General features: G+C 73.6%; 12 protein-coding genes. 5 read left to right on the forward strand and 7 right to left on the reverse strand.

What is annotated here, in order from left to right; all coding sequences use genetic code 11:
• Positions 1 to 13: 13 nt before the first annotated feature.
• On the forward strand, positions 14 to 619 hold the full coding sequence (locus tag ACIQG9_RS08235; protein ID WP_400399195.1) for a hypothetical protein: 606 nt from the start codon (positions 14 to 16) through the stop codon (positions 617 to 619).
• Positions 620 to 622: 3 nt separating this feature from the next.
• Here ACIQG9_RS08235 and ACIQG9_RS08240 read toward each other — a convergent pair whose 3' ends face one another.
• Positions 623 to 1,183, reverse strand: a complete 561-nt coding sequence (locus tag ACIQG9_RS08240) for a hypothetical protein (RefSeq protein ID WP_400399304.1) — start codon at positions 1,181 to 1,183, stop codon at positions 623 to 625.
• Positions 1,184 to 1,386: 203 nt separating this feature from the next.
• Between ACIQG9_RS08240 and ACIQG9_RS08245 the strand changes: the two genes are divergently transcribed.
• Genes ACIQG9_RS08245 through ACIQG9_RS08255 form a run of 3 tightly spaced genes read left to right on the forward strand, consistent with a single transcriptional unit; the run spans position 1,387 to position 4,792 of the window.
• A complete protein-coding gene (locus tag ACIQG9_RS08245) occupies positions 1,387 to 3,954 on the forward strand; it encodes an FtsK/SpoIIIE domain-containing protein (protein ID WP_400399196.1) in 2,568 nt (855 codons plus the stop codon).
• Positions 3,951 to 4,094 carry a hypothetical protein gene (locus tag ACIQG9_RS08250; protein WP_400399197.1) on the forward strand — a complete coding sequence of 48 codons (144 nt, stop codon included), beginning with the start codon at positions 3,951 to 3,953 and terminating at the stop codon, positions 4,092 to 4,094. Before ACIQG9_RS08245 ends, ACIQG9_RS08250 begins: the two co-directional genes overlap by 4 nt.
• Positions 4,095 to 4,096: 2 nt before the next feature.
• Positions 4,097 to 4,792: a hypothetical protein gene (locus ACIQG9_RS08255; RefSeq protein WP_400399305.1), complete on the forward strand. Its 696-nt coding sequence runs from the start codon at positions 4,097 to 4,099 to the stop codon at positions 4,790 to 4,792.
• A 4-nt stretch (positions 4,793 to 4,796) separates the two neighbouring features.
• Here the strand turns inward: ACIQG9_RS08255 and folE are convergent, their stop codons facing one another.
• The 4 genes from folE to ACIQG9_RS08275 all read right to left on the reverse strand — a co-directional run bounded on the left by folE (position 4,797) and on the right by ACIQG9_RS08275 (position 8,713).
• On the reverse strand, positions 4,797 to 5,459 hold the full coding sequence (folE, locus tag ACIQG9_RS08260) for a GTP cyclohydrolase I FolE (RefSeq protein WP_400399307.1): 663 nt from the start codon (positions 5,457 to 5,459) through the stop codon (positions 4,797 to 4,799).
• Positions 5,460 to 5,494: 35 nt separating this feature from the next.
• Positions 5,495 to 7,501: an ATP-dependent zinc metalloprotease FtsH gene (ftsH, locus tag ACIQG9_RS08265; protein WP_400399198.1), complete on the reverse strand. Its 2,007-nt coding sequence runs from the start codon at positions 7,499 to 7,501 to the stop codon at positions 5,495 to 5,497.
• A gap of 397 nt (positions 7,502 to 7,898) precedes the next feature.
• Positions 7,899 to 8,474: a hypoxanthine phosphoribosyltransferase gene (gene hpt, locus ACIQG9_RS08270; protein ID WP_400399199.1), complete on the reverse strand. Its 576-nt coding sequence runs from the start codon at positions 8,472 to 8,474 to the stop codon at positions 7,899 to 7,901.
• A gap of 101 nt (positions 8,475 to 8,575) precedes the next feature.
• On the reverse strand, positions 8,576 to 8,713 hold the full coding sequence (locus tag ACIQG9_RS08275) for a hypothetical protein (protein ID WP_400399200.1): 138 nt from the start codon (positions 8,711 to 8,713) through the stop codon (positions 8,576 to 8,578).
• A gap of 150 nt (positions 8,714 to 8,863) precedes the next feature.
• Here ACIQG9_RS08275 and ACIQG9_RS08280 point away from each other — a divergent pair, with 150 nt between their 5' ends.
• On the forward strand, positions 8,864 to 9,826 hold the full coding sequence (locus ACIQG9_RS08280) for a GlxA family transcriptional regulator (RefSeq protein WP_400399201.1): 963 nt from the start codon (positions 8,864 to 8,866) through the stop codon (positions 9,824 to 9,826).
• Positions 9,827 to 9,977: 151 nt separating this feature from the next.
• Here ACIQG9_RS08280 and tilS read toward each other — a convergent pair whose 3' ends face one another.
• Positions 9,978 to 11,090 carry a tRNA lysidine(34) synthetase TilS gene (gene tilS / locus ACIQG9_RS08285; protein ID WP_400399202.1) on the reverse strand — a complete coding sequence of 371 codons (1,113 nt, stop codon included), beginning with the start codon at positions 11,088 to 11,090 and terminating at the stop codon, positions 9,978 to 9,980.
• 10 nt (positions 11,091 to 11,100) lie between these two features.
• Positions 11,101 to 12,168, reverse strand: coding sequence for a zinc-dependent metalloprotease (locus ACIQG9_RS08290; protein ID WP_400399203.1), 1,068 nt, complete (start codon positions 12,166 to 12,168; stop codon positions 11,101 to 11,103).
• Positions 12,169 to 12,209 lie beyond the last annotated feature (41 nt).

A 12,209-nucleotide genomic window follows, 5' to 3' on the forward strand; every position in this document is an offset into this window, starting at 1 on the left:
GGTCGCCAGGACGATGAGCGGCCCGCTGCCGGATCCCTTCGCCGGGCAGCCCGACTGGACACCGCTGCCGCCGCGCCCGATCGAGATCCTCCCCGCCACCGGCCGGGTCGAGCTACGCGGCCGCCGGGTCCTCGTCGGGCTTCCCGGTCTCGGCTGGCGGGGCGACCTACGCGCCGACGAACGGGTGGTGCAGGGCAGCCGCACCTACGTGCCGGTCATTCCCGAGCACGAGTGGTACCGGGCGGAGTCCGACCAGGTGGAGGTCTTCGCACCGCTCGTTCCCGTGGAGCGGGTCTGGGTGGAGACCCTGGGAAGCCGCTCCGGGCCGCCGCCCAGTCCCGGGCGCGAACAGGGCATTCGGCTGGTCTCCCTTGACGGGCCGACACACCGGGTACCCACCCCGGTCTTCGAGGCGGACGCGGTCGGCGGCCGGCGGGTGGTGCACGTCGAGGACTCCGTCGAACACCGGGACCTGCGCGCGGTGACCGAGTCCTACTCGGGCGCGGAGGGCGACATCTGCGTCCGGGTGACCCCGGAACTGGAGTGGTATCGCTGGGCCTGGCGTGGACAACCACCCACCACCCTGGAGGTCCCAGTCCACCTCTTGTGGATCGAGTAGGACTTAAGCGGCCCGCGCCGCTCCGCAAACTCGCCAATGGTCGTCTAGCCGTGTTTGAAATCGCCAACGCTGACGGTCACTCTGAGAAATCCCATCGACCGACGCGGAGAGAATGAGGTCGGTCTCCACATAGGCACCGCTCCCCTGCCGCTGCACCTGAAGTGCGCCCCAGCTCACGGTCACCGTTGCTGCAAATCGCTGCTCCCTGGCGCGCAGGTCGTCACGAAGTGTCCGGAGTTCCGACAAACCCGATACACTTCCACTACAGGTGAGCATGTCGGCTCTGGTGTCGTTCTCGGTGACGAGGAACTCACGCAGGTAGTTGTCCACCACGACGTCCGGTGCGCTGCGGTCAGGGGTTGTCGCCCGGTCGTACAGCACGTAGCCGACCGCCGCGCCCGCCACGCAGAGCAGCGCCAGCACCCCGGCGACGACGGTGAGGACGGTACGGATCCGACGGCGCGGGCGCGGGGGTACCGGGGTGGGCGCAGGGGGCGCCAACTGCTCCGGCGGGGTCCGCTGCGCCGGTACGCGGGAGACCTGGGAACCGGCGGGGGGCTGCACTGATTCCACCCCTTGAGGCTATCGGCTGGGCGCCTCGTACCCAATGCCCCGGAAGCTGCTGATCGTGACAGGACAACCCCGGGAGGTGAGCCTTCACCCCCATTCGCGACAAGCCCGGCGCAGCACCGCCGCGCTTCCCGGGCGGGCGGCTCCACCTGGGATACGGTCTGCACTCGGGGAGGTTTCCAACCTCGGAAAGAGGGGTGGACGCGGTGGCCGGTCCGAAGGCACGTACGAACCGCGCCGCCGCCCTGCACCGGCGCGCAGCCGCCACCGCCGTCGCCGCCACCGCGGTCCTCGACGAGATCCGGCCGGCCCCGGCCGACCAGCGTCGCCAGTACGAGCTGGCGGACCGGCTCCGGACCGCCGCCGCCCTGCTCGCCCCGGGTTGGGCCGGGGCCGCCTTGGAGACGCTGCCGCCGGACACCCCGTGCGGTGAGGACAGTCCGCCCCTCGTCCGGGTCGGCACGGCGGCACCGCTGGACGACGCGCGCTTTCCCGCTCTCGTACCGTTGCTCGGTTCCGGGCATCTCACGCTCGACTCGGACGTCCGGGATCCCCGGGTGGCGGGCCTGCTCCGGGCCGTGCTGCTGCGCCTGCTGGCGGCCACGCCGGCGGGCTGTCTGCTGGTGCGGGCGGTCGACGGCGTCGGCGCGGGCGGCACCTTCGCGCCGTTCGCCGCGCTGGGCGACGCGGGTCTGCTGCCGCCCCCGGCGGTCGACGTGACCGGGCTGCGGGCGGTGCTGACCGAGGCCGAGCAGTGGGTCTCGCCCGGCGCCGGCCGGCCCCGTCGGCACGACCGGACGCTGCTGCTGGTGGTCGCCGGCCTGCCCGAGGCGACCGGCCCGAGCGACCTGGACCGGATCGAGGCGTTGGCCGAGCGGGGCGGGGCGGCCGGCCTGCACCTGGTGGTCGCCGGCTGGCCCGCGCCCGGCCCGTCCGCTGCCCGCCCGTCGTTGCCGCGGGCCACCCCGGTGGCGCTGCGCACCGCGTACGCGCTGCTGGGTGATCCGCCGGGCAGCCCGTTCAGCGGGCCGGGCACCGACTCGCCGGGTGGGCTGAACTCTCCCGTCTTCGTCGACGAGGATCCCGGGCCGGAGTTGATCGGTACGGTCTGCCGGCGGCTGGCGGAGCAGGTGGAGGCGGGTTCCCGGCTGAGCCTGACCGAGCTGCTGCCGCCGGCCGGGGACGAGCTGTGGACGGCGACGTCGGCCGACGGGCTCGCCACCACCGTCGGGGACGCCACCGGCCGGCCGGTCAGCGTGGGTTTCACCGAGTTGACCCCGCACTGGCTGGTCAGCGGTCGGTCGGACGCGGGTCGGTCGGCGTTCCTGACCAATGCCCTGCTCGGCCTCGCCGCCCGGTACGGCCCGGACGAACTGGCCCTGCATCTGGTGGACCTGGGCCACGGCGAGTCCTTCGTCGAGTTCCTCCAGACCGAACGGGACCGGTCCTGGGTGCCGCAGGTACGCGCGGCGGCGATGGCCGCCGACCCGGAGTACGTGCGGGACCTGTTCGACCAGTTGGCGGCGGAGATCCGCCGGCGGGAGGAGGCGGCGGCGCGGGCGGGTGGTCAGCGCTTCGCCGAGTTGCGCGGGCACCAGGCGCTGCCCCGGATCGTCTGTGTGATCGACAACTTTCCGCTGTTGCTGTCGGACCGGGATCCGGTGGCCGCCGACGTGCTGGCCCGGTTGGACGGGCTAACCCGGTCGGGCCGGGGGTACGGCGTCCACCTGGTCCTGGCCGGGGCGGGCGACCTGGGCATCGGCGCGGGCCCGGCGCCCCGGGACTCGGTGTTGGGGCAGTTCCCGGTGCGGGTGGCCCTCTCCGGTGGTGGCGCGGTGCTGATGCCGACGAACGACGCCGCCGCCGGCCTGGCGGTGGGTAGCGCGGTGGTCAACACCGCCGGCGGGTTGGGCGGGCCGCGGAACGCCACCCGGGGCCACGAGCGGTTGGTCCGCTTTCCGGATCCGCACGACGCGCCGGAGGCGGTCGAGCGGCTGCGGCACCGGCTCTTCGCGGCGCGACCCGAGGGGTCCGTCCCCCCGGTGGTCTTCGCCGGTTGGGCCCGGCCGCTGCTGCGCAACGATCCGCGGCTGCGGGCCGCCGTGGCGGGCCGGGCGGGCGGGCCGGCGGCGCTGCTGGGCCGGGCGGTGAACGTGGCCCGGACGACGGTGGCGGTGCCAATGGGTCCGGTGGCGGGCCGCAACCTGGCCGTCCTCGGTCCGGGTGCGGAGGCCGCCCGGCTGCTGGCGACGGCGGCGCGGAGCACCGCCGCCCATCATCCGCCGGGCACCGTTCGGTTCGTGCTGGCCCCGCTGGCCGAGGACGCCGCCCCGCTGGCCGCCGCGCTCGCCACCGAGCTGGCCGAACACCAGCGGGTGTCGACCGTGGACGGCCCGGGCCTGCTGGCCCTGCCGGTCGGCGACGACCCGACGTACCTGGTGGTGTTCGGGGTCGACGGGCCGTCGGCGGTGGAGTTGCCGCCGGACCGGTTGCGCGCGCTGTTGCGCGAGGGGCCGCCGGCGGGTACGCACCTGTTGGGCTGGTGGCGGACCGTCGCCCCGTTCGCGGCGCTGCTGGAGCCGGAGGGCGAGGTCGGGAAGCTGGCCGCGGTCGCCGTGGTGGACCTGCCGGGTGCCGCGCTGACGACGGTCTTCGGCCGTCCGGTGCAGTGGCGGCCCAGGCCGGGCCGGGCGGTGCTCTGGGACGGCCCCGACGACCACGGCACGGTGCTGGTGCCGTTCGGTGACGAGGAGAACGCGGCGTGACCGGGCGCACCGGCCCGCCGGGCGGAAGCGGCGGCCGGCACCGCGAGCTGGTCCGCCGGCCGCTGGCCGGGCGACGGGGGACCGACGTGGCCGGGCGACGGGGTACCGACGTGGCCGACCACGGGGAGGACTGGGCGTGAGCATCGACGACGTCGCGACGGCGGCGCCGGTCCGGCAGCGGGCCGGCGACGGGCCGGTCCCGACGGCCACTGCCTGGACCGACTACCTGGCCGCGGCCCGCCAGCTCGACGGGGTACGCCGGGGCGCGGCGACGGCCGCCGCCGCGCAGGCCCGTGCGGTGGAGGCGGCCCGCGCGGAGTTGACCGAGGTGCACGCCCGGTTGGCGCCGCAGCAGGCCCGGCTGCGGGAGCTGGGCGTACCGGCGATCGCGCTGGACCCGACGCCCCCGGAGCTGGCCGAGGCGACCCGGGTGATGGTGGGTGGTCCGGCGGCGGTGCTGGCCGCGTTGCGGGCGGCGCGGGGCTGGGTGGAGGGTGCCGACGGGGCGCTCGCGGCGCACGGGTCGCTGAGCCCGGCGGCCTGGCCGCCCCGGTGGCGCAACCTGCTGGTGTACGGCCCGCTGGCGCTGGTCGTACCGCTGGTGGAGCTGGTCCTGTTCCTGGCCACCGGCACCGGGCCGGTCAGCGTCGCCGCGCTGCTGCTGGGGTTGCCGCTGCCGGCGGCGGCGTTCGCGGCCGGCTGGCACGGGGTGGGACGGCTGTTCCCGCCGGGGCCGGACGGGCGGTGGGATCGCACCCCCCGGCTGGGGCTGCTGACCTGCCTGGTCCCGGCGGTGCTGACCGCCGCCGGGATCATGCTGGCGATGCTGGCCGGTTGACCGCTCAGCGGGGGATGATCAGTGACATCGCCTCGGCGCGGGATTTCGCGTCGTGCTGGAGCGTGCCGCGGACGGCCGAGGTGATGGTCTTGGCGCCGCTCTTCTGGATGCCGCGCATCGCCATGCACATGTGCTCGCATTCGAGTATCACGATGACGCCCCGCGGTTGCAGCTTGCTCATCAGCAGGTCGGCGATCTGCGAGGTGAGTCGTTCCTGCACCTGCGGCCGGCGGGCGAAGACCTCGACCAGCCGGGCCAGCTTGGACAGGCCGGTGATCCGGCCGTCGGGGCCGGGGATGTAGCCGATGTGGGCGCTGCCCCGGAACGGGAGCAGGTGGTGCTCGCAGAGGCTCATCACGTCGATGTCCCGGACGAGCACCAACTCCTCGTGGTTGGCCTCGAAGGTGGTGCTGAGCACCTGGGCCGGGTCGACCCGGAGGCCGGCGAAGAGTTCGGCGTACGCGCGGGCGACCCGGGCCGGGGTCTGCTGGAGACCGTCCCGGTCGGGGTCCTCCCCGACGGCGATGAGGATCTCGCGGACGGCCTTCTCGATCCGGCCGAGGTCCATGGTGTCCTCGACCGGTCGGCCGGTGAGCTTGCCGCTGATCAACCGGGCGGCGACGTAGTCGAGCGTCTCGTCTCCGGGCTCGGTGGACGAGGCGGCCAGCCCCGAGGGTTCGGGACTGGCCGCGGCGTCGGTGTTCAGTGCGTACCGTCCGAGTTGTTCGACGAGCCGCCGACGGAGATGCCGTCGGCCGTCGCCTGCGCCTTGAGCTTCTCCTTCTCGGCGGGGGTGAGCACCGGCGGCTCGGTGGAGGGCTGACGCTTGCCGAAGCCGTTGTACGGGGCCATCGGCGGGCGCTTCACCACCCGGGCGCAGATCCGGGCCATGTCGGCGGTGGAGAGGGTCTCCTTCTCCATCAGCTCCAGGACCATGTTGTCCAGGATGTCCCGGTATTCCACCAGGATCTCCCAGGCCTCGTCGTGGGCCAGCTCGATCAGGGCCCGCATCTCGCCGTCGATCTCGGCGGCCACCACGTCGGAGTAGTCCCGCTCGTGGCCCATGTTGCGGCCGAGGAACGGCTCGTCCCCGCTGGTGCCGTACTTGATCGCGCCGAGCTTGGAGCTCATGCCGTACTGGGTGATCATGGCGCGGGCCAACCCGGTGGCCTTCTCGATGTCGTTGCCGGCACCGGTGGTGGGCTCGTGGAAGACGAGTTCCTCGGCGGCCCGGCCACCCAGCGCGTACGCCAGGGTGTCGATCATCTCGGCCCGGGTCTGGGTGTACTTGTCCTCGGTCGGCAGGACCAGGGTGTGCCCCAACGAGCGTCCCCGGGACAGGATCGTCACCTTGTGCACCGGCGCGGCGTGCGGCAGCGCCCAGGCGACCAGCGCGTGCCCACCCTCGTGGTACGCGGTGATCTTCTTCTCCTGGTCGCTCATCACCCGGGTGCGGCGCTGCGGGCCGGCAATCACCCGGTCGATCGACTCCTCCAGCGAGTCGTTGCTGATCGCCCGCTGTTCCTTGCGGGCGGTGAGCAGCGCGGACTCGTTGATCACGTTGGCCAGGTCGGCGCCGGAGAAGCCGGGGGTACGCCGGGCGACCGCGTCGAGGTCGACGTCGGGGGTGAACGGCTTGCCCTTGGCGTGCACCCGCAGGATCGCCTTGCGGCCCTCCATGTCGGGGGCGTCGACCGGGATCTGCCGGTCGAACCGGCCCGGCCGCAGCAACGCCGGGTCGAGGATGTCCGGCCGGTTGGTGGCGGCGATCAGGATGACCCCGCCCTTGGTGTCGAAGCCGTCCATCTCGACGAGCAACTGGTTGAGGGTCTGCTCGCGCTCGTCGTGACCGCCGCCCATGCCGGCGCCACGGTGCCGCCCGACGGCGTCGATCTCGTCGACGAAGACGATCGCCGGGGCGTTCGCCTTGGCCTGCTCGAAGAGGTCGCGGACCCGGCTCGCGCCGACACCGACGAACATCTCCACGAAGTCGGAGCCGGAGATCGAGTAGAACGGCACCCCGGCCTCGCCGGCGACGGCGCGGGCGAGCAGCGTCTTACCGGTTCCGGGCGGGCCGAAGAGCAGCACACCCTTCGGGATCTTGGCCCCCAGGGCCTGGTACTTCGCCGGGTTCTGGAGGAAGTCCTTGATCTCGTGCAGCTCCTCGACGGCCTCCTCGGCCCCGGCCACGTCCGCGAAGGTGGTCTTCGGCGTGTCCTTGGTGATCATCTTGGCCTTGGACTTGCCGAAGTTGAGCACCCGGGAGCCGCCGCCCTGCATCTGCGACATGAAGAAGAGCAGCAGGAGCACGAGCAGAGCGATGGGCAGCAGGTTGACCAGCAGGCTCACCCAGATGCTGTCGGACGACACCTTGGCGTCGGCCGGGCCGGTGACCCGGTTGGCCGCCTTGGCCGCGAGGACCTCGTTCCAGACCTGCTCGCCGGTCTGGTACGGGAACTGGGCCTCGATCCGGTTGGTCGTGGTGTCGCCGAACTTGGTCTTCTCGGCCAGGTTGAGCTGGAGCGTCTGCTCCTTGTCCTGGAACACGACCTTGTCGATCTTGGCGGTGTGCAGTTGGTCGAGCGCAACGGAAGTGTCCACCCGGTGGTAGCTGGGACCAGCGGTGAACAGCTGACTGAGCACAACGGCGCCGAGGATGACCAGGATGATCCAGACCACCGGTCGGCGGAAGAAACGCGTACGTTCCATACTGTTGTCGAGCGCCGAGGCGCCCGCATCCTCCTGATCGACGTCCTGACCGTCTGAATGGTGTCGCCGCCGGTGGCGGCGTCGAGCCGCCGTGCGGGCCGGCCTCGACCCCGAGGCGCGCGAACTGCCGCGCCGCGGTCATTCGACGGTACACCGTTGGTGCCAGATATGAGCTTGCGAGCCCGGCACTTACGCCGACGGCGAACCAGGTTTCAGCCGGCGTGGCGGGGAGAAGCGACCGGCCCCGTCGACCGCCCGGTCACGCGGGTCGAGAGGCCGGACGCGGGTACTGCCTCCCACGCCACCGACACCTACCGTAGACGGATTCACTGGGAGCCCGCTGAACGTCCGCTCGATGGACACCGATACGAGCGGCCCGGGATGGCCGCCGGACCGCTCAGGCCCGGGCGTAGACCTCGGGCTTGAGCACGCCGACGTACGGCAGTTCGCGGTAGCGCTCGCCGAAGTCGAGGCCGTAGCCGACCACGAACTCGGTGGGGATGTCGAAGCCGACGTACTTCACCGGGACCTGGACCTTCACCGCGTCCGGCTTGCGGAACAGGGCGACCACCTCGACGCTGGCCGCCGAGCGGGACTCCAGGTAACGCAGCAGCCAGGACAGGGTCAGGCCGGAGTCGACGATGTCCTCGACCACCACGACGTGCCGGCCGGCGATGTCCCGGTCCAGGTCCTTGAGGATGCGGACCACGCCGGAGGAGGTGGTGCCCTGGCCGTACGAGGAGATGGCCATGAAGTCCAGCTCGGCCGGGGGGCCCTGCCGACCCAGCGCGCGGGCGAAGTCGGCCATGAACATGACCGCGCCCTTGAGCACGCAGACGAGCAGCAGCCCGTCCTCGACTCCGGCGTAGTCCGCCGAGACCTGCTTGGCGAGTTCCGCGGTCTTCTCGCGGATCTGCGCCTCGGAGATGATCACGTGATCGATGTCGGCGTCGTACCAGGAGCCGTCAGCCATGACTCCTAGCCTGCCGTACGCCGGATGGCCCCCGTCGGCGGGGCCGCCCCTTTTGGCGCGGTCCCGCCATGGATTTTTTCGGCATCTCGGGGCCAATCGCCTCAGCAGGGGCGGGACCGCCAGCGGCGGCCGTCGTCGGTGGGCTTCCAGTCGGCCGAGTCGCGGCTGTCGGTGGGGAGGCCGAACGCCGAGGCGACGGCCAGGCCGACGAGGAAGAGCAGGAACAGGAGGAACTCCATGGCGGCGCTCACTTTCGCGTGGTCTGAGTGGGTTTCGCCGCCGGTGCGCACCGGACTGAGACCAGTTTCCGCCCGCCGCCCCGACCCGGACAGTGGCAGGAATGCCATTGCCCCTCGATTTTCTGCCAACACTGCGGTTACCCTCGTCACATGCTCAGATCGGTCGCCGTCGTCGCGCTGGACCGGGTCGCCGTCTTCGAGCTCGGCGTGCTCACCGAGGTGTTCGGCACGGACCGCACCGACGACGGTTTCCCCGGCTACCGGTTCACCGTCTGCACGGCCGACGGCGGCCCGGTCCGCGCCGCCTCCGGCTTCGGCATCACCCCCCACGCCGACCTCGGCCCGGTCGACGAGGCCGACCTGGTGGCCGTCCCCGCGCACGCCCAGGGCTACCAGGTCCCGACGCCGGTGCTGGACGCGCTGCGCCGCGCCGTCGACCGGGGCGCGTACGTGTTCAGCGTCTGCTCCGGGGCGTTCGTGCTCGGCGCCGCCGGGCTGCTCGACGGCCGGGAGTGCACCACCCACTGGCGGTACGTCGACGAGCTGCAACGCCGCCACCCGGCGGCCCGGGTCCGGTGCAACAGCCTGTACGTCGCCGACGGCCCCGTCCTCACCAGCGCCGGCACCGCCGCCGGCATCGACGCCTGCCTGCACCTGGTACGCCAGGAGCACGGCTCGGCCATCGCCACCCGGCTGGCCCGTCGGATGGTCGTCCCGCCGCACCGCGACGGCGGCCAGTCCCAGTACGTCGAGGCGCCGATCCCCGCCACTCCCGACGCGCCCACCCTGGAACCGGTGCTGAGCTGGCTGATGGGCCACCTGGACCAGCCGGCCACGGTCGACGAGCTGGCCGCCCGGGCCGGCATGTCACCCCGTACCTTCGCCCGCCGGTTCCGCGCCGAGACCGGCACCACCCCGCACGACTGGCTGACCAACCAACGGGTGCTGCTGGCCCGCCGGCTGCTGGAGGAGACCCGACTCAGCGTGGAGACCATCGCCGACCGGGCCGGTTTCCCCGACGCCGCCGCGCTGCGTCACCACTTCGCCCGGCGGGTCGGCACCACCCCGCAGGGCTACCGCACCACCTTCCGCGACCGGACGCCCGTCCGCTGAGCCGACCACCGGGGCTCGGAGAACCCAGGGCCGCGCCGTCGACCCGGGCCAAGGGGTGGCGGCACCACGGTCAGCGTGCTCGCGGCGGCAGATCCGCCGTGCAACGCGACCCGGCCATGGGGCCGGCGCAGCCGGCACCGCGTCGCGCCAGTCACCGGAGCACCCCGCCGGGAGTTCCGTCGACGGGCAGCAGCCGGCCGTCCCGGCGGCGCACCCGCAGCCCGCCCGGCAGGGCGGTCGCGCCCTGCCCGCGCCAGTCGGTGACCAGGGCGTCCAACGCGTCGACGTGCCGGTGGGAGAGCGCGGCGGGCGGAGCGCCCAACTCCCGCGCCCAGGCGTGCAGCACCCGGGTTCGGACCGCGCTGGGCAGCCCGGCCAGCGCCACGACGGAGAGTCCGCCGCCACCGTCCCGCACCCCGGGGAGCACCTCGACCGAGTCCGGCCGGGCCACCACACCGGGCGGTTCCCCCGCCACCGACGGTCCGGGCACCGGAGGCCCAGCCGGCCGCACCGGCGGGCCGGCGAGGGCGGCGGCGGCCAGGTCGTCGAGCGCGGCCGTGTCGGCGGCGACCAGTCGGGCCGTCCGGGCCAGATTGGCCAGCACCCCCTCGCCGAGCGCCGCGACCAGCACCGGCAGCACGTCGGCGCGAACCCGGGCCCGGGCGTACGACGGGTCGGTGTTGTGCGGGTCCTCCCACGGGGTAAGCCCCGACGCGGCGCACGCCTTGCGGGTCTCCGCCCGGGTGACGTCGAGCAGCGGACGCAGCAGCGGCACCCCGTCCAGGTCCCGCCGCTCGGGCATCCCGGCCAGCCCGCGCGGGCCGGCCCCCCGGGCGAGCGCCAACAGCACCGTCTCGGCCTGGTCGTCGCGGGTGTGCCCGATCAGCAGGGCGGTCGCCGCGTACCGCCGGGCCGCCGCGACCAACGCCTGGTAGCGGGCCTCCCGGGCGGCGGCCTCCGGCCCACCGGGACGCCCGGCCACCCTGACCGGCACCGCCTCGACCGGGTCCAGCCCGACCCGACGGGCCCAGTCGGCGACCCCGGCGGCCCGGTCGGCGGAGCCGGCCTGCAGACCGTGGTCGACGGTGACCAGACCGGCCCGCCGGCCGAGCCGGGACGCGACGAACGCGGTGGCGGCGGCGAGGGCGAGCGAGTCCGCCCCACCCGAGCAGGCCACCAGCACCGGACCGCCGGGCGGCAGCCCGGCCAGCGCGCGGCGCACCGCGAGCCGGATCGCGGCTACCGGTGGGGGGAGGGCGGCCACGTCCGGCGGCTCAGCCGGCGGTCGGGATGGTCCCGGCCGGCCCGTGCACCCGGGCCACCCAGGCGTCCGGGTCACCCAGCTCCTCCAGCCGGGGCAGGGTCAGCGGAGAGCCGAAGATCTTGTTGAAGCCGGCCATGCCGACCCGCTCGACCACGCCGTGCACGAACGTGCGGCCCTCGGCGTACTGGCGCATCTTGACGTCCACACCGAGCAGCCGGCGGATCGCCTTCTCCAGCGGGTTGCCCGACTCGCGCCGCCGGTTGAACGCCGCCCGGATCCGCTCCACGCTGGGAATGACCTGCGGCCCGACGCCGTCCATCACGAACTCGGCGTGCCCCTCCAGCAGGGTCATCAGCGCGGTGAGCCGGTCCAGCACGGCCCGCTGCGCCGGGGTCTGCACGATGTCCAGCACGCTGGTGCGGCTCTCCGGGTCCTTCACCGCGTCGGAGAGCGTGGCCACCCCCCGACGCAGCCGCTCGACCAGGTGCTCGCTGCCCTGCGAGGCGTCGACGAACGCCTGCACCTCGCCGAGGAAGTAGGCCCGCATCCACGGCACGGCGGTGAACTGGGTGCGGTGGGTGACCTCGTGCAGGCAGACCCAGAGCCGGAAGTCGCGCGGGTCGGCCCCCAGCTTCCGCTCCACCTCGACGATGTTCGGCGCCACCAGCAGCAGTTGACCGGGGTCGGCGGAGAAGACCTCGTACTGGCCGAGGACCCGGCCGGAGAGGTACGCCAGCACGGTGCCGGCCTGTACGCCGGTGAGCCGGGAACCGACCGCCTCGGTGAGCGGGCCCGGCTGCTTGTCGCCGGAGAGCCGGCTGACCAGCGGCGTGATCACCTCACGCAGGCCGGCGATGTTGGTGGCCGCCCAGTCCCGCCGGTCCACCACCCGCACCGGCGGATGGCTCACCTGAGAGCGCAGCCCGGTGTAGTCGGCCACGTGCCCGGCCGCCTCCTCGGTGAGCCGGCGCAGGTCGCCGACCACCTCGGTGGCCTCCGCGTACGACACGCGGGGGCCGGACTTGCTCAGCGCCCCAGCGGTGGCGGCGGCCAGATCCCAGTCCACGAACTGCGCCATGCCACCCACCGTACCCGCGCCGGAACACCCCGGTCGGGTCG

This window comes from Micromonospora sp. NPDC092111 (assembly GCF_044755745.1).
Classification (GTDB): Bacteria; Actinomycetota; Actinomycetes; order Mycobacteriales; family Micromonosporaceae; genus Micromonospora.